The organism is Sinomonas gamaensis, assembly GCF_005876955.1.
GTDB classification, from domain to species: domain Bacteria; phylum Actinomycetota; class Actinomycetes; order Actinomycetales; family Micrococcaceae; genus Sinomonas; species Sinomonas gamaensis.
Window position 1 is genome coordinate 14,973 of the sequence record NZ_SSCL01000019.1, and the last position, 19,561, is coordinate 34,533.

The 19,561-nt window shown below is 67.1% G+C and carries 17 protein-coding genes, 2 pseudogenes and 1 other annotated feature; of the genes and pseudogenes, 7 read left to right on the forward strand and 12 right to left on the reverse strand.

The annotated features are described in order from the left end of the window. Positions 1 to 236 precede the first annotated feature (236 nt). Positions 237 to 833: a hypothetical protein gene (locus E5679_RS18500; RefSeq protein WP_138418646.1), complete on the forward strand. Its 597-nt coding sequence runs from the start codon at positions 237 to 239 to the stop codon at positions 831 to 833. A 43-nt stretch (positions 834 to 876) separates the two neighbouring features. Here the strand turns inward: E5679_RS18500 and E5679_RS18505 are convergent, their stop codons facing one another. The 5 genes from E5679_RS18505 to E5679_RS18525 all read right to left on the reverse strand — a co-directional run bounded on the left by E5679_RS18505 (position 877) and on the right by E5679_RS18525 (position 4,827). After that, a complete protein-coding gene (locus E5679_RS18505; RefSeq protein WP_138418648.1) occupies positions 877 to 1,854 on the reverse strand; it encodes a hypothetical protein in 978 nt (325 codons plus the stop codon). Next, positions 1,851 to 3,017, reverse strand: coding sequence for a sensor histidine kinase (locus tag E5679_RS18510; protein ID WP_171042451.1), 1,167 nt, complete (start codon positions 3,015 to 3,017; stop codon positions 1,851 to 1,853). The genes E5679_RS18505 and E5679_RS18510 overlap by 4 nt, the downstream gene beginning before the upstream one ends. 11 nt (positions 3,018 to 3,028) lie before the next feature. Then, positions 3,029 to 3,757, reverse strand: a complete 729-nt coding sequence (locus tag E5679_RS18515; RefSeq protein WP_171042452.1) for a response regulator transcription factor — start codon at positions 3,755 to 3,757, stop codon at positions 3,029 to 3,031. Between the two features lie 209 nt (positions 3,758 to 3,966). Then, complete coding sequence (locus E5679_RS18520) at positions 3,967 to 4,251, reverse strand: hypothetical protein (protein ID WP_138418653.1); 285 nt, start codon at positions 4,249 to 4,251, stop codon at positions 3,967 to 3,969. A gap of 63 nt (positions 4,252 to 4,314) precedes the next feature. Continuing rightward, on the reverse strand, positions 4,315 to 4,827 hold the full coding sequence (locus E5679_RS18525; protein ID WP_138418655.1) for a hypothetical protein: 513 nt from the start codon (positions 4,825 to 4,827) through the stop codon (positions 4,315 to 4,317). Positions 4,828 to 5,323: 496 nt separating this feature from the next. Here E5679_RS18525 and E5679_RS18530 point away from each other — a divergent pair, with 496 nt between their 5' ends. The 3 genes from E5679_RS18530 (at position 5,324) to E5679_RS18540 (ending at position 6,778) form a co-directional block, all read left to right on the forward strand. Beyond that, entirely contained in the window at positions 5,324 to 5,977 is a 654-nt protein-coding gene (locus tag E5679_RS18530) for a hypothetical protein (RefSeq protein WP_138418657.1), read from the forward strand. Between the two features lie 84 nt (positions 5,978 to 6,061). Beyond that, positions 6,062 to 6,427, forward strand: coding sequence for a hypothetical protein (locus E5679_RS18535; protein WP_138418659.1), 366 nt, complete (start codon positions 6,062 to 6,064; stop codon positions 6,425 to 6,427). A 102-nt stretch (positions 6,428 to 6,529) separates the two neighbouring features. Then, complete coding sequence (locus tag E5679_RS18540) at positions 6,530 to 6,778, forward strand: hypothetical protein (RefSeq protein ID WP_138418661.1); 249 nt, start codon at positions 6,530 to 6,532, stop codon at positions 6,776 to 6,778. Between the two features lie 876 nt (positions 6,779 to 7,654). Here E5679_RS18540 and E5679_RS18545 read toward each other — a convergent pair. From E5679_RS18545 to E5679_RS18560, 3 genes are all read right to left on the reverse strand, one after another. Next, the gene (locus E5679_RS18545) at positions 7,655 to 8,194 is read right to left on the reverse strand and encodes a DUF805 domain-containing protein (RefSeq protein WP_138418663.1); all 540 of its coding nucleotides are present in this window, start codon (positions 8,192 to 8,194) and stop codon (positions 7,655 to 7,657) included. A 422-nt stretch (positions 8,195 to 8,616) separates the two neighbouring features. Then, on the reverse strand, positions 8,617 to 9,084 hold the full coding sequence (locus E5679_RS21645) for a DUF2127 domain-containing protein (protein WP_420821089.1): 468 nt from the start codon (positions 9,082 to 9,084) through the stop codon (positions 8,617 to 8,619). A gap of 1,348 nt (positions 9,085 to 10,432) precedes the next feature. After that, positions 10,433 to 12,904, reverse strand: coding sequence for a type IV secretory system conjugative DNA transfer family protein (locus E5679_RS18560; protein ID WP_138418668.1), 2,472 nt, complete (start codon positions 12,902 to 12,904; stop codon positions 10,433 to 10,435). Positions 12,905 to 13,630: 726 nt separating this feature from the next. Between E5679_RS18560 and E5679_RS18565 the strand changes: the two are divergent. Beyond that, positions 13,631 to 14,858 (forward strand): annotated as a pseudogene (locus E5679_RS18565) (IS3 family transposase). After that, positions 13,909 to 14,022, forward strand: a sequence feature (AL1L pseudoknot). It overlaps the preceding pseudogene by 114 nt. Before the next feature lie 640 nt (positions 14,859 to 15,498). Here E5679_RS18565 and E5679_RS18570 read toward each other — a convergent pair. The 4 genes and pseudogenes from E5679_RS18570 to E5679_RS18585 form a co-directional block, all read right to left on the reverse strand. Next, positions 15,499 to 15,984, reverse strand: a complete 486-nt coding sequence (locus E5679_RS18570; RefSeq protein WP_138418670.1) for a hypothetical protein — start codon at positions 15,982 to 15,984, stop codon at positions 15,499 to 15,501. Between the two features lie 146 nt (positions 15,985 to 16,130). Next, positions 16,131 to 16,436, reverse strand: coding sequence for a hypothetical protein (locus tag E5679_RS18575; protein WP_138418672.1), 306 nt, complete (start codon positions 16,434 to 16,436; stop codon positions 16,131 to 16,133). Between the two features lie 223 nt (positions 16,437 to 16,659). Beyond that, positions 16,660 to 17,461 (reverse strand): annotated as a pseudogene (locus E5679_RS18580) (DDE-type integrase/transposase/recombinase); the annotation flags it as partial. A gap of 104 nt (positions 17,462 to 17,565) precedes the next feature. Continuing rightward, positions 17,566 to 17,910: a hypothetical protein gene (locus tag E5679_RS18585; RefSeq protein ID WP_138418675.1), complete on the reverse strand. Its 345-nt coding sequence runs from the start codon at positions 17,908 to 17,910 to the stop codon at positions 17,566 to 17,568. A 91-nt stretch (positions 17,911 to 18,001) separates the two neighbouring features. On the opposite strand from E5679_RS18585, the gene E5679_RS18590 reads away from it, so the two are divergent. Continuing rightward, positions 18,002 to 18,247 carry a helix-turn-helix domain-containing protein gene (locus tag E5679_RS18590; protein ID WP_171042453.1) on the forward strand — a complete coding sequence of 82 codons (246 nt, stop codon included), beginning with the start codon at positions 18,002 to 18,004 and terminating at the stop codon, positions 18,245 to 18,247. A 485-nt stretch (positions 18,248 to 18,732) separates the two neighbouring features. After that, positions 18,733 to 19,503, forward strand: coding sequence for a hypothetical protein (locus E5679_RS18600; RefSeq protein WP_171042454.1), 771 nt, complete (start codon positions 18,733 to 18,735; stop codon positions 19,501 to 19,503). Positions 19,504 to 19,561 lie beyond the last annotated feature (58 nt).

Below are 19,561 nucleotides of genomic sequence, written 5' to 3' on the forward strand. Positions count from 1 at the left end.
ACGCACGTCACCTGCACGGAGGACAAGCAGAGAAAACTGAGGGCCAAGCTCGTCCTGGGCACTCTGGAGGGCACCCACACTCTTTGCGAATGGACGCTGGCAAGGAAGGGCAAATCATGAGAAGCGCAATCTGGGCACGAAAGAATCGCAAACGCGGGGCGGCAACTCGTGCCTTTGCCATACTCGCAGTGGGCACCACCTCGTTATCTGCAACTGGATGCACAAGCTACAGCCCCTTGACGGACAAGGACCTGCGCGCGGCGTGGACATCCGTCAGCGGTTCAGCGAGCGACCCATCGAATGGACCCCTAGGCGTCCTGCGAGACTCGAAGGACAACACGAAGTTCAGCCCGGAGTCGTGCGCGAATCTGATCGGCCTCGAGGACGGCACACCGTTCGGGTACGACGATCTCGACTCGCACGATCCAGGCTACATGGGCAACGTCAAGTCCCCGTCAGCGCCCCCTCCGGCACTAGGAGCGGTGGTGCCCCCTTCGCCCGGTGGCTACCTCGCCGGCATTCGCCTTTTCCAGGACGAGCAGAAGGCGACCACATACTTCGACGGCGTGGTGGCAGCACTTCACGGCTGCGGAAACAGCACTCAAAACTACAGGGGCACCGCCGAATCGGTCCGCTGGCGGCTCAGGGCTTCGCCAGATCCAAACGCCGTTGCCTGGGATCACGGAGGGAGCGGAGCTTCGGGAATAATAGTCCGACGACAGAACATCGTCATGGTCGCGTATACGGTCACTTCCACACCTATCGACGTTGTGTCAGACGCCCGCATGTTCGAAACGAAACTCGGCGGCGGTCCGGATTCAGTTGCAGAATGAGGCCGCCATCCCGCAGAAACCTTCTCCTGTTCCTGAGACTGCCTCAGATCTCCATGTAGGCGGACTCGCCGGCCCCTGACGGGGCGAAGACGATAGTGATGGACGGACTCTTGCCAACGGGCCGTGCCCTGACAGTGAGGGTTCCTGGACGCTCGATGCGGGGAAGGAGTTCGTCGAGCGCTTCGACGAGGGCCAGCGTGTCGCGCGGGTCCATCACCGCACCGCGGTCATCGAGAAGGTGGGCCGTGATCCCTCGGGCCCGCGCCTTGGAGATGCGGGCGAGAACGTCATCAGTCGCGAGCGACCCACCCCGAACACGATCACGGAGAGCGGCTTCAGTCTCGAGCATGCGGTGACGGAGGTGCGCGGGGAGCTCGCTGTCCGGGTCCGCGGCAAGCGCCAGCGACGGCAATGCCAGATCCCTCATTTCCTGCACCCAGCCGGCCACCTCGACACTGTGGGCGCGCGCGCGTGCGGCCTCGTCGAGCAAGGCAAGCGCCTGTCTAGTTTTCTTCTCGGCTCGGCTGTCGTTGAGGTCCAGGAACCGTGCCAGCGCGATGGCTGTGGCGACGAACAGGGCAGGGGCGAGCGACATGCGCGCCCCCTCTCCGATGCCGGGCTCGGTCGTCGAAGACCACTCAATCGTCAGGGCGGTGAAGAGGGCGCATCCAAGAGCGGCGAGGCGCGGCCTGCCGCGCATCGCGAGCACGATCAGCAGGCATTGGAGGGCCGCCGGGTGCCAAGCTGCGTACCCCGGCCAGCCGCTCCGGGACAGTCCGAACTGGACAAGAAATGTGATCAAACCCGTTCCGGCGACGGCAGACCACGACGTCGAAGCCGGAAGCTTCCTCCCGCCTGGCAGAAGCACGAGCGTCATGAGGACTGCATAGACGATCATCGCTGAGACGCTCGCCTCGGGCTGTGAGGTGCCGTCCAACGAGGCCACACCGAGAACGATCTGTAGAACGGCGAAGGCAGCCGCGAGCAGGACGATGAAGGTCGTCGGGATGGAGCGGGTCATTGTCGGTGAACCTCCCACTCGAGCACGACCCTGGTTCCCTCGCCCGGGGCCGACTCAACGGCTGCCCGGCCTCCGGCATCCAAGGCCCGCTGGACGATCGACAGCCGGATTCCGAGCCGACGCTGATGCACCTCCGAGGGGTCGAAGCCTCGTCCGTCGTCGGCGACCTCGACCAGCAGCCTCCCGTCCTGCACGCGGGCGGAAATCGTTGCCCGGGATGCGCCGGAATGGCGGCTGGCGTTGTCCAGCGCCGTGAAGACGGCCTCCACGAGCGCATCGGCAGCGGATGCGGGCAGCGAGAGCTCGCCGTCCGGAGGCAGTGTCGAGAAGATGTCCACAGGCAGGAAGGCTGGGTTCTCGGCGACGGCCTGAAGGCGGGAGGGCAGCTCACCGAGGGGCATCGGGCTCCGGGCCGGCTCGGTGGCCGTATACTCCTCGAGCCTCCTCATCCCTTCGCGTGCGGCTTTCGCGGCACCCAGGCGCTGCGCGAGCGTCACAGCCTGGGCGGCGGAGACGAGGGCTGTCATCACCGAGTCGTGCAGCACTGCGCCGAGCCGGTGCCGCTCAATGAGCTGTGCCCTGGCGCCGGCGGATTCCCGGTACGCGGCGACCGCCTGGGCTTCGGCCGTATCTGCGCGCTGCGCCCCTACACGGATGGCCTGTATAGCAACTGCCACAGCGATGCCGACCATCGCGGCGTAAGCCCCGTCCTCGCCGGCGACCGCGAAGCTGGCCGCGCCCCCCGGCGGAGAATGCCGGACCACGGCGAACAGGGCTGAGGTCGACAGCGCGTAGATTGCTGCCGCCTTGATGCCTGCGGCGCCGGCGAGGCACGCGGTTCCGAGGGAGAGCACATGCCAGAGCCATGGGGGCCCGACTTGGGGCCCGGGGTGTGCCGCTGGCCACGCCAGCAGGCCGATGGCTACGGCGGCAGAGAAGCCACCGAGCGCCCTCCGGTCGACTCGGCCCCTGACACTGGCCGCGACCATCCAGACGAGCGTGAACGCGGCGGCCCCGCCGAACACGAGGTTCCACCACGGCGCCAGTTCCGGCAGGTCGTCGAGGATGTCCCCCGCCCCTTGGGCGCAGAGCGCGACCGCGAAGACGGCGATGGACCTCGAAATGACCCTCTCGGCGGCCGCGCGGTGGCTGTCGTCACGCACGGCCGGATCCATCAGTGGGATCCGGGGATGACCGGCGGCAGGATGCCATCCTTGATCGCGTTGATGAACAGGTGGACCTTCTGGGTCGCCGGCCGGTCCTGGGCCTGGTATTTGGCCTTCGCCCGGTCGACGTAGGTCTTGGCTGTCGCCGACGTGCAGCCCATCCGCGCGGCCGTCGCGTCGATGCTCAGCCCCGAGGCGTACAGCCCGACAGCTTCGCGTTCCTTCTCAGTGAGCGCGCTGCGCGAGAAGTCCACGTCGTCGTCGAGCACTGCGGCGAATTCGCGGCAGATCACGGGGCGCCCGGCGTGGACGTCTCGGACCATGTCCAACAGCTTGGATGTCGGCTCGGCCTTGCGCACGTAGCCCACTGCGCCGGCGGACAGGGCATCCCTGAGCGCGTCCGGATCGTCGGCGAGTGAGAAGACGACCACTTTGCACCCGTGCGACCTCAGCCTGTGGACGTTCATCCCGGGACTGGAGCCATCGCCCAGAGAGAGGTCCAGAGCGACGACCTGGCACACGCCCTCGCCTGCGCCGATGAGCGCGTCGACCGTGGGAGCGTCCTTCGTGACGCGCACGGGCTGTTCGGCATGAGCGGCATCCAGGATGGCCGCTCCGACGACGCCCATGCGGATTGCTTCATGGTCGTCGACGATGCCCAGCCTTACCGGGCTGGTCGGGGCTGGAGCGCCGAGACGCCGCCCCCGATAGGTCGCCTGAAAAGGCTGGATCGCCATGCTGCCCCCATAGTCCCGGCGCTCCCTCTGGCGCGCTCCCTGTCCTGCGAGGAAGTCTAGGGGCGCACGGCCCCGATCACGTCCAGTTGGTGGATTTATTTCTAGACAATCCATGCAAACCCGATTTTCAAACTTGTCAAGATATGAATAGTTTCACTTTCAGATTGGATGAGGTACTCGAGCGCCTCGGTTGACGCCCTCAGCTAGAGCTATCCACTCAGGCCCGTGAGCGTGGAGTCGGAGCTCTTGACAGCGCAGTACGCCTTCGCTGAAACCTTGTAGGCGCCGACCTTCAGGGCGGAGGCGTTGTTCTGGCCTTTGTCCTTGAGCAGCTGCTCGATTACTTTCGACTGGTCGTCGGAAGACATCTTGTTGAAGTCCGAGCATTTCGTGTTGGCGCCGGCATTGCCAGAGCAGCCTGTGAGGGCGAAAGTGAGAGCCGCGACCGCGCCGGCGGCTGCTGCCACGTTTTTCCATTTCTTCGTCTTCATCATTTGGGACTTCCTTCCTTCTGGCCACCACGGACGCGGATGGCTTGATTCCTTTGGTCCGGTCTGTCAGTCGTTGACGCGGACGAACACTTCGAGGCGCGGGTCGGCGGACTTGAGGACGGCTTCGAGGTCCTCGCGCATCCACCTCAGGTTCTCGTTCGCCGTCGGGCCGCCGTCGCTTTCCAGCCACCTGACGACGTCGAAAGTCACCGCTGATCCGGCTCCCCACGGCGCTGCTGCCACCACCGTCTCGAGGAAGCTGGCTGTCCTGTTCCCGATCGAGTAACGCAGGCAGACCGGGGTCTTCTCCGTAAGGCGCACATCCCCTGGCAGGGTTCGCCTGTTAGGAGCCGCCGAGAAAGCGGCTTCCACAGAGCGCAGCGCCACTTGGGGGCGAATCGACGTACGGTACTCGACGGTCTCGTGGAGAATATGTCCGTCTTCTGCCGGCTTGACTGAATCGAACTTCCGTCTCAGTGCCTTAGTCCCAGCTCTGAGGCCCCGATCGATCCTGGGCAGGACGACCACAAGCGCTGCAATAACCCCGACGAAGACAGCTGCGGCGAGTCCTTGGTTCACTTTGGCTCCCTCGGTGCTTTGCGGCAGCTGTGGCTGCTCGCTGGTCCACGACAGCACGAGGGATGTCTGGGGAGGAACACCAATCTCATGGGCGCACGGTGGCTGTCCTCCGAACAGTGGACGGGCTCGCATGAAACGGGTGTGATCCTGCATCCAGACCGTTCTCTCTCGCGGAGGCCTGGTACCAGTGCGCCCCGTTGAGAGGTGTCCTCCGTTCGGTGGACAGCGCTTCGCGCATCGGAGCTAGTTGGGAGGGCAAGTCCTTCGGCCTGTATAGCGTTTGGGCGTCGAGCTGCAGGCGGGCAGTTGGCCACGAACCTCGGAGGAGAAAATGGAACGTTCGAGCAGGCGCCCAGCCAAAAGACTGCTCCCGATCGCCGCGGGGTGTTTGGCCGCCGGCGTGCTGGCGGGTTGTTCCGGCGCGGTGTCCGCTTCAAGTACTCCGTCTACGGCGTACACGCCGGCTGCCGCCCCCACTCCGGTCTATACGGCCACGATGGCCCCCACACCTGTCTTCACTTCGAAGCCGCTTGGCGCTGGTAAGACCTACACGCTGACTCTCAAGAACAGCCAGGGCTACTCGCAGAAGGCGACTCTGACCCTTTACCCGGGCCAGAGCGGTCACGACAAGTCGACTCTGCAGAGTGAGTGGGCCTCCGTCGGCGGAAAGGGCAGCGACCCGTGCGGGGACAAGACTATGAGCGTCGGGGGAATGACCGACGTCAAGGTCGTCTCCGAGACCTCCTATGTGGTCTACGGAACGCTCTCGATCGTCAACGAAAGCAACGGCTTTGCTGCCCAGGACATGAACTGGCAGTGGATCTCAAACACCGGCCAAGGGGGTTGGATGAGCGCTGCGACGCCGGGGGTCGACACCAGCATGGTGGTCATGGGTATCGGCTACGGCAACGGCCCGGTATGCAACGACATCGGCTCGGGCGGGTACATCATGAGCCCCAACTTTCAGAACGGCAACAACTGGGGCCCAGTCCCAGTCGTCTTCTACGTGGGCGGCGTCTACACACCGAACCACCCTCAGGGGAACATGACCGACGTCACTGCGCTCACACTGTCAGCCAGCGCTTTTGGCGCGGATATTAGGGACTCGAATGGCGCTTCCGTGAAGGGCGTTTCATTGCCGACCCCGTAGCCCCCGCGTAGGTGGCAATGACTTCTTGGACAGTGCGTCCGCTTCAGTAGTGGGCTGGGTCAAGGTGGGGAAAGGTTCGATCGTATGAAGGGGTGGGACACGCGGAGGAGGAGCAGCCTCGGCGAGGACATCCTCTTGGCCCGCCATGGGACGAGGATCCGCGAGTTCGTCGTGGAAAGTGACGGTGCCGTTACGAGCGCTCTCCTCGACGACGCGACGATCGATGCAGTTTCCAATCTCCTGGTCAGGACCGAGCGCACCCCACTTGACCATCTCGTCCTTCTTTCCTCCCACCGGCTTGATTCGGTCAGGAGGATCGAGCGGGCCGAGATCAGGTTCTGGGGCTGGACCGCGGCAGTGTTCCTCGCGTGCCTCGTGCTGGTCGTCGTACTGCTTGTCGCAGGCGTACTACCGACAAATACCGCTTCCGCAGCGGCTATGACGTCATGAAGCGGGCTGGGAGCGCCAGCATCCGCCCAGGGCATGCCTTGCCGTCTCAAAAAGACGCGAGATGTGCCAAACAACAAGAGACAGAGAGCAGGGAGAAGAGCGTTGATCGAGAAGAACATGGGTAAGTACGCCCTCTACGCTGTAGCAATCGTGCTGATCGTCTGGTCCGGGATCTGGCTTCGGACCGGTTTCTACCTGAGCGAGCTCCCGGTGATCGCGATCATCGGGATCGCAGGTCTCGTGGCCTTGGTCGTGGCGAAGAGGATGCCTACGAGACGCCCGGATGCAGGGGCCACTCAAGCCACGAAGACGACGACTCCACCCGCCGAAGTAGTCGACACTCAGGACTAGCAGCCGGGCCAGACTGCCAGCCGTCGGCGTCGGGAATGTGAGGGTTCAGATAAGGGCGCACCCACAGAAGGCAGACCGGGCGAGGCTAGGTACTGCCGCAGGGGGTCCTAGGCCTGGCGGTGATGCTCTCATCTTGCGTGGGTACTGCCGATGGTTCGGGATCGGCCGCGCCAACAAACGCGCCGGTCGTTGCGACGCCATCGACGGATGGCGCACCGATTGATGGGGGCGCCCCTCGTTGAGCTCTTGAAAGTCTGCGTCGAGGGCGATTTCCGGTTTGGGCCCGGGCTACTGTACGGCTACAACCCTAGGAATGAGAAGCCTAATGGGGGCCTAGCGGCCGACGGGACATTCCTCGGCAGCCTCCCTCGAACTTATCGGACGAGCCAAGGGTGCAAAGACGCAATCCGCGAGCTAACAGAGTTCCCGCGCCGATCGAGTTCGCGTACAACACTGTGACTGGACCGGCTGGTAATGCGGATGTGGGTATTTTCCGGTTCTCGGATGAGAAGGCATCGGCGGCGACCGTGCTTGGCCTGAGCCAAGTGGCTGGAGCCTGAGCCTCGGTCGGAGACAGCAACGAGCGCGCGAAGATCCAGATATGGGATCCGGCTTTCCCAGCTCGATAGGGCTGGGCGTCACCAGACGCTCTCGGCGAAGTATTCGTCGACGGCCGCCAAGAACGAGGCAGTGTGCAAATTGGAACGGAGGTCATACACGGCGACGGTTGGTCAGCCCCTGAGGAGAAGTCCTTCTTGGAGGGGTTCATTTCTGAGCTGGGAAAGCAATATGGCGGTTGGGGACCGGCGCCGAAGAGCCCCGGCACCGCCGAGGATGGCGATGTGCGGGGCTCTAGGCCGGAGGCCTCTGGGAAGATCAGGCGCCGTAGGCGGGCGCGGTCGGGCTGTCGAAGCGTCGGCCCTCTGGCTTCGGGCCGAGCAGGGTGAAGACCAGAAGGACGATGCCGCCGACAAACGGGATGAGCCCGAGCAGGATCATCCATCCGCTCATGTTCACGTCGTGGAGCCGGCGGACGGTCAGGGCGAGGCTCGGGACGATCACGGCCACGCCCCAGACGACCAGCAGGATGTAGCCGATGATCGAGATCGGACCAGGGGTGGGGGTCGAATAGCTGTAGCCTCCGTAGGAGCTCCTGGAGCTGACCATGCCGACTGAGGTGATGATGTTCAGGACGATGCCAACGACACCGCTGACAAGGGCCCACCACCAGTACTCGGCCCGGCTGGCGCGGCCCGAGAAGGTGGCGTACTTCTTGAAGACACGCTGGACGGCGTCCTTGAACGGGGCGCCGTAGTAGGGCGCCCACAGGGGCGGTGCGGAGTTGAAGCCGCGCGGTGTCTGGGACGGGTACTCGGGAGCGGGATAATTCGAGTTCGGGTATTGCGGAGCGGACATGATTCCCCCTTGCTGCGTTATGGTGGCGAGCCGATTTTATGGGTGAGTTGAAGCATGAAAACCTCATGGGATCGTGCCTGGGTGCCTTGTCCTCCATACGGGGGACAGGTGGATCTGCTACGGCTAATCCCCTGCGTGCGCCCGCGTACGATGCGCTGGTGGGAGACTGGGCGCATGTGCGGACTGTACGTCACGAAGCGGGCAGCCTCTGACCTCATGCCGCTGTTCGGCGCAAGGAGCCGTACATCGAACGAGTCGAATGCTGGTGGTTGGCGGAGCAGTCGCAGACGGCCAGCATGCTCGGTTCTTGGGCGCTGGGGGCGGCGGGCATGAGCAACCATGTGTGCGGCAAAGCCCAGATCGCAACTCAGGGGCCCACGGCCCCGCTCGGAGAGGATGACGAGCTCGAGCTCGAGCATGGTTCACCGAGGGGTGTTAGCGCTCTGAGCCCGTCTGGACCTGTACTCGTGCCACGTGAGCAAGACGATGAAGATGTCGAAGGCCGTCAGCAGGACCAAGCCCAATGAGAATCTGACCACGATGCGGTAGGCCTGGTACCCGCTGAAGACAAGGAGGAAGGCGATCATCCACGGGTAGGCCCACAGCCGGTCCCGGAGGACCGCCCACACCAGGACGATCTTCACTGCCCCGTGCAGCAGCAGGTACAGCGCCCCGAAGAGCGACGACGAGCCGTTCATCGTCCCAGCCAGGTGCATCAGGGAATTCGCGATGAGGTCGTGCGGGTCCTCGGACAGCTCGTGCTGGGTCAGCAGCCTGAGGAGGGAGCTGATCTGCGACGGCGATACGAAGAGCAGCAGGACTCCGCCGGCGAGCTCCAGCACCCCGTCCAGGCCTTTGAGGGCGATGCTGACCCGGAAAGTACGCTCCACCCCAGTCCGGCGGGCCGGTGACTTGCTTTGCAATGGTCCTCCTCTTTGCGTCGGATGCTACAACCGGTTCCGACACAGGACGACCGGTGGCGAAGCGCACGGGGGCGTCGGAGGTGAAAGCCGGGATGGGGGACGTCAGCTTCTGCCCGACGTCGACAAGGACGCGCAACTGGGCAGCCTCGGCACCGGCAGTCAGGATCGTGTTGCCCGCCCGAGGCGGGCTCCCCAACCAGAAGGCCGCCTCGCGTCCGCGGCGCACCCACCGCTCACGCCCGGCCCCGTCGGCGAGGGCGAAGTCGGCCGCCAGGGTGAAGAAGTCCTCGGAGAGCTCGTGCCTCGCCGGGAACCACTCGTCCCAGGACACGACGCCGATGCGCGCGGCCGGGGAGTCCGCGCCCGTTCTGGGGAACGCGGAGAGTACCTTCGCGATGCGGCGGTAGAGCCCGTGCACCGGGTCCGAGCCCGTGCCCTTGGGCCGGTCCGGGTGCGGGGCGGCGACGAACACCACCACGAGTCCGGAGGTCTCCAGGGGGCGCTCGCGCAGCAGCTCCGCCCAGCGGCGCACCTTCTTCTCCAGCGCGGCGGAGGCGGTGGCGGTGACCTCGATCGCGATGCGGAGCCCGTCGTTGCGGACCAGGGTGCCGTCGGCGCGCCGGTTGTCCGTCGCCGGCCACTCCTTCCCGAGCCCGGAGCCGGCGTAGAGGTCCATGGTGGAGAGCTTCTCCCCGAGCACGGCACCGACCTCGGGGAGGTATTCGGCGGCGCGGAGGGCGAGCTCGGCGGCGAGGATGTTGTGCCGGTCGAACTGGGACCCGCCGGACCACGGATAGCCGGCGGTCACGGCGACCCACTCCGGCCAGGTCAGGGTCGGAACGATGTGCTTCTCGAACGCGCCCGTGGTCGAGGGCCGGTAGATCGCACCGCGGGAGCGGAGCGCCGAGGGCACCGGGAGAGGGGAACGTCCCGACATCCATCAGGCCCACGGCGACCGAGGCGGCGACCGCCGAGGAGGCCGGGTCGAGCAGAAGGGGCGCGCCGGCGAACGCTGCCGCCTGCTCCGCAGTCACCGTCCGGTACGAGTCGAGGGCGCCCCACAGCCCGAGGCGATCGCGTCGGCCGCGGTTCACATCCAGCAGCCGCAGCGCCTCCGCCTCCTCCATCAGGAAGCGCCGGTTCACCGACCGTTCCCGCCGGGCTGCGCGGGCCTCCAGCAGGGACCGGTTCGACCAGGCGGCCTGCGAGCCCGGAGCCCACAGCCGGTCCCAGTACGGGTCCATCCGCCCAGGGGTGGCCAGCTCAGGGTCGGGGCAGGCCGAGGGGATCAGGTTGGCGTGCACGGCGTCCACCATCATGCCTCCACCTCCAGCCACGGCTTGGCGGCGACGGCTGCGGGCTTCTCCGCATACCCCTGCGCTGCCGCGTACGCTTCGATGTCGGACTCCCACTCGGGCAGGTGCACGGTGAACGCCGGCTGGCGGCGCTGGTCCACCCCGGTGCGCACGAGCACGTGGTACGGCTCGAGGTGCTGGACGTCCGCGGCACTCCAGTCGCTGCCGGCGTTCTCCGCGATCTCCCGCGCCGTGGTCGGGTCGGTCTGGGCGAAGGAGATCAGGGTCCCGTAGGTGAGGAAGTTGTTCCGCAGGTACGACCCGAGCTGCTCGGGGCGCTGGGTCGCGAAGACGGCGCGGACCCCGTAGGAGCGGCCCTGGTCGCGGATCCAGGCGATGATCTCCGGGGATGTTCCGGCCAGGAGGGAGAGCTCGTCGGCGAACACTGTCACCGACCGTCCCTGCTCCAGCCAGCCGGAGCAGGTGCGCAGGATCGCGTGCCGGAGCCCGTACATCAGCATCGAGGAGATCATCTGGTTGGTGGCCTCCTCCAGGATGCGCCCGGTCTCCGAGGAGCCGGTGTTGATCACCACGGAGCGGTGCCCCTCCAGTACCTCAGCCCAGGACACCTTCCGGCGCGTCGGGGTCCACCACTCGTCCAGGTCGAGGAGGGTCTTCACCTTCGAGGACGGGGCGTCGAACAGGCCGCGCCGGGCGGCGGGGGTGATGTTGGAGTCGTACATGGGAAGGAGCCCGTTCCAGGCCTTCTCCAGCTGCAGGTCGGGGGTTCCGCGTTCCCGCAGCTTCACCGCCCGCTGGTGGATGGCGTTGGCCAGGGAGACCCCGGCGGCGTCGCCGAGCTGGGCGAGGAGGACGTTCGCGTAGAACACCGGGGACCGGCCCGGCTCGATGAGGCGCAGGTCGAGCTGCTCGGCCTCGGACAGCAGCTCGTCGTCCACCGAGAGCGCAGCAGTGAACACCGGGATGAGGGTCTGCATGGACCGCCACCCGACGCTGTCCTCGCCGAACGCGTAGCGCATGGCGTTGACGAAGAACTCGGCCTTGGCGGTGTTGTCGCCCGGGACGGCGAACAGGTCGATGCCGGGGGTCGAGGGGTCGCCGGCGTCCACGATCAGGAGCCGGTCGCTGAGGGCGTGCGCCCAGCGCAGGTACTTGCGGGTTCCGTCGCCCTTGGACTCGAACGCGACCAGGGCGTTCGCCGCACCCGGATGGCCCGGCTTCCCGGACGGCTTGACCCGCTCGAGGCAGTGCCACCCGAACAGCGACCGCACCAGCAGCGACTTTCCTGATCCGGGCTGGCCAACAATCGCGGTGCCGAAGAGGAGTGCCGCGGCGGAGAGGTGAACGTCCCCGTCCTCGGTCGGGCCGAGGACCGGGCCGATGGGGGCGCGCACCGCGGGGGGAGCGGAGCGGGCGGCGGTGGAGGCCGCGCCGGAGATGGCGCCGGCGTGCGGGGAGACGATCGCGGCGAACGCGTTCGGGGCCATCAGGAACGTGTCCTGGGCGAGCGGGTAGTCCCCGTCGGAGGCGGCGATCCGCTTCTCGTACGGGTTGCCGTGGGAGTCGACCTTCTTCAAAGTGGACTCCTTCCGCGGCGGGGCCGGGGCCGTCCGCCGGGAGGCTGGGGGAGGGAACGCGGCTGCGGCCAGGGCACGGCGGAGGCGGGTGTCCTCGGAAGGGATGCGCCCGCTGGCGGCGGCCGCACCCAGAAGCCCTGCGACGACGGCGGCGGCGAACAGCGCCGGCTGGGCGAGACCGTGCGCCGACGGCGCGTAAGCCCACATGGTGTCTGGCACCATCGGGACGCCGATGATCGCGGCCAGGGCCAGGAGCGCCGCGATGGGCGCCCCGAACCGCAGCCGGGACCGGGTGCGGGGGAACACGACCTCGGTGTCCAGGTCGAACCCGGGCATGGCGGCGGCGAGCTGGGCCAGAATCGAGGCGACCTCGTCCTCCGAGGGGCCGCCGGCCATCACGGAGACGACCATCGCGTTCCCGGAGAGGGAATGGTGGGTGGGGACCGCGGTGCCGAGCCGGTGCGCCAGCCAGGGCACGTGCCGCTTCCGCTCCCGGTTCGACGGGGCGCGCATCGTCACCGCCACCCACGACCCCTCCGGCATGGCGTTGGCCAGCAGCCTCGGCAGCTCCCCCGGGTCGATCCCGGCCTGGGTCTCCCGCAGCACGACGCTGTTGCGGTGCACGAGCCGTCCGACCACTGCGGCGTCGGCGAGGTCGTCCGGGAGCTCGGCCCGCTCGGCGTGCGCGCCGACCGCCTGCGCCAGGGGCAGGGCGGCGTTCGCGGCGTACGCCTTCTCGTCCAGCAGGACCGCCCCGTGCATGCCGGAGGCGTCCCGGCGGGTCAGCAGGGTCGCCGCCTGCCCGCGGGCGACCGCGGAGGCGAACGCGGCGGTCCGCTGCCCGAACTGCTGGGGGTTGGTCTCGAGGTTCCCGGCGCGCGTGAGCCGGATCATGTGCGTCTCCATCGCACCCCACCATGCGTAGAGCACGCCCCACGGCCCCCTGGCCCGGCACCCTGAGTTCACGCCGGACAGGATCCCCAACACCGCAATGTGCTTCGCCCGAAACGCAGGAAGCCGGGACCCCCAGCCCCACAGGGGCTTACTGTCTGTCCAGTTGATGGTCGGAATCGCACGATGGGGTCTCCCCAGCCGGTGGCTGGGGTCCTCCCTCAATGCCTGCTTGTGTGCGGCGGGCCGGGTGCCCGGTCGCCGTGGCCCGGCGTGTCGTTCCGCCGGGCGTGTCGGGGTTCCGACATGGGGTGCGGGCGCTTCGCGCCCTGCCCTCACATGGTGGTGTGCGGCCCGTTGACGTGCCGAGGGGGTGGCTGGGATGAGCTGGGCTGGCACCGATGTGGGGGCTGGGTCCAAAGAGTCTTCAATGGGGGCTGCGCCCCCGGGTGGGTGCCTGGCCGGGGCCGTTGTTCGGCTTGCCGTGGTGGGTGCCGGTGGGCCCGCCCGTGGGCGGGCTGGTGGAGCGGTATGGGGTGCGGTCTGGTGGGCGGACCGTGGTGGCGTGACGTGGTTGTCCCGCCGATGAGGGGCTTCGCCCCGGGGGAGCGGGCTGGGACCGGGGGTGCCCGGGCGGACCAGGGTCCGCCCACGGGGGAACGAGACGGAGGGCGCACTGAACCGTACCGGGTTTGATGGAGGGATTGATGACCCGGGAGGATTGTTCTCATGTCGACGCCGCGGAAGTACCCTGCCGAGCTGAAGGAGCGCGCCACACGCCTGGCTCTGGAAGCCAGAGCGGATCCAGCGACCCGGGTCGGGGCGTACAAGCGCATCGGGGAACAGCTGGGAATCCATCCCGAGGCGCTGCGTACGTGGGTGCGCGAGACCGAGGTCGATGAGGGCCTGCGGCCCGGGACGACCAGCACTGACGCCGCCCGGATCGCCGAGCTTGAGCGGGAGAACCGCGAGCTGCGCCGGGCGAACGCGATCCTGAAGCAGGCCTCGGCTTTCTTCGCGGCGGAGCTCGACCGCCCGTCGAGGTGATGTGCGCCTTCGTCGAGGAGCACCGTGACGAGCACGGGGTCGAGCCGATCTGCCGCGTCCTGCAGATTGCCCCGAGCACCTACTACGCCCACCGCGCCCGCCGGCCCTCCGCCCGGGCCGTCCGGGACGCTGAGCTGGCCGGGCGGATCCGGGCCCTGCACGCGGATAACTACGGCGTCTACGGGGCCCGCAAGGTCCACGCCGCCCTCAGGCGCGAGGGCGTGGCGGTGGCCCGATGCACCGTGGAGCGGCTCATGCGCGCCGAGGGGCTGCGCGGGATCAGCCGCGCCAAGGGCCCGCGCACCACGCGCCCGGCTCCCGAGGCGGCCCGCCCCGAGGACCTGGTCGAGCGCCGCTTCAGCGCGGAGGCCCCGAACAGGCTCTGGGTCGCGGACATCACCTACGTGCGAACCTTCGCCGGCTGGGTCTACGCAGCGTTCGTCCTGGACGTCTTCTCCCGCCGGATCGTGGGCTGGCAGGTCGCCACCAGCCTCTACACCGAGCTCGCCCTGGACGCCCTGCAGATGGGCATCTGGGCCAGGACGAAGGCAGGGGCCGACCTGGCCGGCCTGGTCCACCACTCCGACCACCGGTTGAACCCCTCCAGTACCGGGCCATCCGCTACACCGAGCGCCTCGCCGAGGCCGAGGCCGTCGCCTCCGTCGGCTCCCGCGGGGACTCCTACGACAACGCCATGGCCGAGGCCCTGAACTCCCTGTTCAAGGCCGAGCTGATCCGCAACAGGGGCCCCTGGCGCGACATCAACCACCTCGAGGTCGCCGTCGCCGAATGGGTCGACTGGTACAACCACCGCCGCCTGCACGGCGAGCTCGGCCACGTCCCACCCGCCGAATACGAAGCAGCCCACGAACGGTCAGCCCCCGGACGAGAAGTCATGAAAACCAGCTAGAGACCTCTCCACCAAACCCGGAGCTTGACACACCGCAGGACGAGCAGCCGGAACGCGACGGGCCCCCACCCGGCGGGGGCGAAGCCCCAGCCCACGGCCCGACACCAGTGCGAGCCCGACACCAACAACCCAACCCCACGCACACCCGGCGGCGCAGCCGCCTGCACCCCATCACGAACCGCGACCCGAGGCACGATGAGGGGACGCCACGCACCCGCGGCCGCAGGCCGCTGACAGGGAAGACACCAGCCCGCCCCGAAGGGGCAGACCCGCCATGGACAGCCCGGGGCCCGGCCGAAGGCCCGGCCCCCGCGGGCAAGGGGCGCGCAGCGCACCGCCGCCCGGCCCGCAGCACGGACCGGGCGCCGGCACGCCACGCACCACGGGCCAGCAGGCCGCGCAGCGGCCCCCGGGAAACATCACGGGGAACACGACGCGCAACCAACCACGCGGAACGGAACGGGCAACAAGAAGCACCCCCACGCGAGGTCGCGCAGCGACTGAGCTTCTTAATATGGGCACCCTCGGCTGGACGGTGGCGGCAGTCGGGGCTAGCGCCCGGCACCCGCGCCTCCCGGTGGTCGGCGCGCAAGAGGGAGGGGCTCTTCGTGGTGGGGGTATCGCTCGGCGCGGGGAGACGTCAGGACTCGGCCTCGGAGGGTCCGCCGTCGAGGTGTGGAAGCGTGACGGGTTCGCCGTGGACGGCGACGATGTTGCCGGTCTTCTCCGCGTGCAGCTCGACCACCTCGAGCGGGACATGGGCTTGGATGCGCGACGCCGACTGGGCGACGTCGTCGGGGATGCGCTCGGCGGCGATCGCCACCCGGTGCTCGACGCGGGGGAGCCGGACGCGTTCGTCCTCCCAATGCTGGAGGGCTCGGGCGAGCTGCTCCTGGTCGGCGTCGCCGAGCTGGACCTCGACGACGCGCCGGACGCCGTCCGCGGGGTGGAAGAGGATGACGGCGAATTGGTCGGGCCGCTCGTGGAGGATGGTGCGCTCGAACGCCGGCAGCCCGGTCCCGACCCCGAGGATGATCGGGCTCGCCTCGATGCGGGCGGCGAGCCAGGCGGCGTCGAGGCCGAAGTCTTCGCGGAGGCGCTTGGGGCGGGGCGGGGTGGAGCTCACGCGCCCGATCATATGTGCGAGCCGGGAACGTGCTGGGGAGGGACGCGGCGTCTCCGGGTTTCGACCAGGACGAGGCTTTCCCACAAGAGGGCTGCCAGCCCCCTGATGGAGACTGACAGCCAGGTTGGAACAGCGGGTGCGTCCGGCTACTGGGCCTGCGTAATCGTTACAGGTCCGGTAGGAGTCGTGCAAACCGTCGACGCGTCGCCGGTCCGGGCCGTCTGTTGGGCGAGCACGGCGACTGGGCCCACGGCAACGCCGCAGACGTTCGCGGCAACCTGAGCAGCGACACCAACGTTGGCGTTGTTCAGGATGCTGACGTCGCCGACGGCGACGTTGACCAACCCGCTCTGCTGCTGGTTGGCTGCGTTGGCCGGTGCCATGAGGCCGCCAGAGAGGAGCAGTGATCCCGCGAGAGCCGCGCCTGCCATCGAATTCGTGGCCAGTTTCATCGTTGCCTCCTAGTTCAATTCATTCACTCGGTTACTTGCCCGCGGCGTTCCTCGAGGATCCGGTGGAGCCCGAACATCCCGCCGCCCCGGCCAGATACCCGCCACATGCAGCCCTAGACACAATCGACTGAAGTGGGAGTGAGGCTAGCAGTGGGCCCCCCGAGCTGGGAGGGCGGCGGCAGCAAGGTGAGCATCAGCCAACCGCGCCGGAGCTAGGGGCTACCGGGCAGTGCGGGCGGATGAAGTTCTGCCGGATCCCGTGCCCGGCGCAGACGTCGCCCAGTGAGTAGCGGCAGGCCCAGGCATTGTCGGTCATCAACCGTTCGATCCGGCCGATCCCCAGGGCGGCGAAGTACGCGATCGCGCGTTCGAGGAATGCGGCGCAGGTCGTGCCCTTCTCATCCGGGAGGATCTCTGAGTAGGCGAGCCGGGAGAAGTCATCGACCAAGGAGTGGACGTAGTCGTCGCCGATCCGGCGCCCTGTCGGTGCGGCTTGGTGGTTCGGGCGGGTCTGGCCCTCGGCACGCGAGCCGCCACCGTCGGGGATCCGCCCGAGCTTCTTCACGTCCATGTGGACAAGTTCGCCCGGGTGCTGGCGCTCGTAGCGGTGGGCTGTAGCCTTGGAAGCCCTGATCACCTCCCCGCTGATCGTGTCCAATGCCGCCAGGTGCGGGATGCCGTTGCGGGCAAGCACCCGGGAGACCGTCCGGGCGGGCACGCCCGTCTGGGCCGAGATCCAGTCGGGGCCGCCGCGTTCTCGCTTCCTCAACGCGATGATCTTCTGCTCGAGCTCGTCTGCCGTATGGCGAGGACAGATGCGCGGGCGGGACGAGCGATCGTGCAGGCCGGGCTCGCCCTTGGCCGCATAACGATCGATACAGGTCTTCACGCACTTGCGCGAGACGCCCATGGCGGCGGCGATATGGGCTGTTTCCATCCTTGAAGTGGCGCCGGACTCCTTGAAGGTGGCGCCGGACGATCAGCAGGCGACCGTGGAAGGTCAGACGGGCATTACCGTGGGATATGAGAGCCTCCGGGTTGATGGTGCAGCCTTCGACAAGCCACACCCCATCTGGAGGCTCTCCCTACGTCAATGCGACGCGCCTGCAACCAACCTCGCCAGGTACAACTAGTCGCGCTGCTTCAGACGGCGGGCGAGTTCGGCGATGAGCTCTTGGTCAGTGAGGTCCGCGGCAGCGAACTTGGGCTCGGGGGCCGGGGGCTGCATGTCCTCGAGCTCGTATTCGTTCGCGATGTCGGAAGTGAGCAGCTCCGAGACCTTGCCCGGAGCCCAGCCGAGGGCTTCCTCGAGCTTCGGCCGGAAGGTGGGAGTCGGCTCGTTGGTGGCACCGAGCCATCCGTAGACCGTCCGCACGCCAGCACCAGTGCGTTTGGCGAGGGTTTCCCGGGTCCACCCATAGAACGAGATCTGCGTACTGATAAGGGCGGCGAGCTTGTCCAAATTTGCACTCATGTCGCAAGTCTTGCATGCGTTCCGCATGCCAGTTCAACGCCACGCAGACAGGTGCGAGGCCGACAAAAGCTCGCCGGGTAGGCTCACCCCTGTGAAGGACGGGGGAACCGACGCGCTGGAGGCAGCGCTCGGCAAGCAGATTCGGATCGAGCTGCTCGAGCGCGACATGACCCAGCAAGACCTCGCTGATGCGATGGGCATGGAGAGGGCCACCATGAGCCGGTACATGCGGGGTCACCGGAGCATGACTCTGAGGACGTACTCCAAACTCGCCGACACACTCGGCGTCCCGCCCGACCAGCTGATGGCACGCGCGATGAGAAGGGTTGAGGCGTGAGCGATCGTGGACAGTAGGCCTTCATAGGGCTGGCCCTGATCGTCGCCGGCCTCTTGCTTGGACTGATCCCACAGACGAAGCACTTCGACGGCTTCCCTGGCGGCCCGAGCGCGCTCAGCAACACGTATTCGGAACCCACCCCCGCGTAGGCCCTGCCTTGTGGTGCGCCTTGGGTCCCCGCGGGGGGCTGCCGCAGTGAGGACTTCGGACCGCGGCCTCAGCTCGCCATCCTCTCCCTTGCGTTGGGCGGGGTGGTCATCCTGGGCTCATTCGTTGTCGTTGGCTCGCAGAACGCAAAGGCCAGGAACACTCCGTGAAGGTAGTAGGCACGATCCGCCCCACGGAACCCAAGGAGATCGAGGTCGACGCGCCCTCATACCTAGAGGCCTTCGAGCTCATGAAGGCCCAGGTCCCCAAGGGCTGGCAGCTCCTCCAAGTCAAGGGTCTAATGGATCCCGCGATTGCCTCCTTCTGGGGAAGCCTCGTTGGCGGCGGTGCCATCGCCGCCGGCGTTAGTTTCCGCCATCTTCGTCTTCCTCGGCCAAAGCCGGCGCGAGCTCAAGCACTATTGGCGTGAGAAGCGCTACGAGTCCTATGTTGAGTTGCTGATGGACGTCGAGCCCAGGATGAAGGAGCTAGCCCTTGCTACCCGTCGGCGGAACAGCGGGATCAACGAGAACATCCCGAAGTGGTCCGCCCGTGCACCGTCGCACTGCAGGATCCTCATGGATCAGGTAGTCCAACGCGCATATGACCATTGGTGGGGTGCCCAAGCCCGTGCCGCAGAGCCCGACAACCCTCTAGATGCCTGCATCCCCACCCCAGATGAGAAGGCCAAGAATTACAACAGGGAGCTCAAGGTCTTCGAGGTCCTGGATGCCCAGCGTGACCTCGTGAAGGCAATTGAGAAGATCCTCGGTCTAACAAAAAACTCGGGATGCGCTCAGACGCCTAGACACGAAAAAAGCCCCCTCGGCTGCAGGTTCGAGGGGCTCTTCTCCGTGTGGGGGACACGCTTATTGGGGCTCTATGATGACCGCGTTCAGACAATTGTCGGGGTGGTAGGACCAGGTGATCTTCTTGCCGTCCCACTCATCGGTCTGACGGCCCATCAGGGCCGTCGTGTGGTTGATCTCGTTCATGATGCTGTCGGGGACCTTGATGCCCTGCAGGATACAGCTGGCCATCTTCTCCGACATGCCGTACTAGGACTGAGTGTTGATGGTGACCGTGTGGGAGTTGTCCCCCCACGGTGAAGCCGTTCGGCGGCGTCGGGGACGCCGCGGAACGCGACGCCGAGACCATCTGCCTCAC

Excerpts from the sequence above, each read along its gene's own strand:
- E5679_RS18505 (WP_138418648.1), bottom strand. The coding sequence starts at position 1,854 with ATGACCCGCTCCATCCCGACGACCTTCATCGTCCTGCTCGCGGCTGCC.
- E5679_RS18515 (WP_171042452.1), bottom strand. The coding sequence starts at position 3,757 with ATGGCGATCCAGCCTTTTCAGGCGACCTATCGGGGGCGGCGTCTCGGC.
- E5679_RS18520 (WP_138418653.1), bottom strand. The coding sequence starts at position 4,251 with ATGATGAAGACGAAGAAATGGAAAAACGTGGCAGCAGCCGCCGGCGCG.
- E5679_RS18530 (WP_138418657.1), top strand. The coding sequence starts at position 5,324 with ATGGCCCCCACACCTGTCTTCACTTCGAAGCCGCTTGGCGCTGGTAAG.
- E5679_RS18535 (WP_138418659.1), top strand. The coding sequence starts at position 6,062 with ATGAAGGGGTGGGACACGCGGAGGAGGAGCAGCCTCGGCGAGGACATC.
- E5679_RS18545 (WP_138418663.1), bottom strand. The coding sequence starts at position 8,194 with ATGTCCGCTCCGCAATACCCGAACTCGAATTATCCCGCTCCCGAGTAC.
- E5679_RS18560 (WP_138418668.1), bottom strand. The coding sequence starts at position 12,904 with ATGATCCGGCTCACGCGCGCCGGGAACCTCGAGACCAACCCCCAGCAG.
- E5679_RS18575 (WP_138418672.1), bottom strand. The coding sequence starts at position 16,436 with ATGAAACTGGCCACGAATTCGATGGCAGGCGCGGCTCTCGCGGGATCA.
- E5679_RS18585 (WP_138418675.1), bottom strand. The coding sequence starts at position 17,910 with ATGAGTGCAAATTTGGACAAGCTCGCCGCCCTTATCAGTACGCAGATC.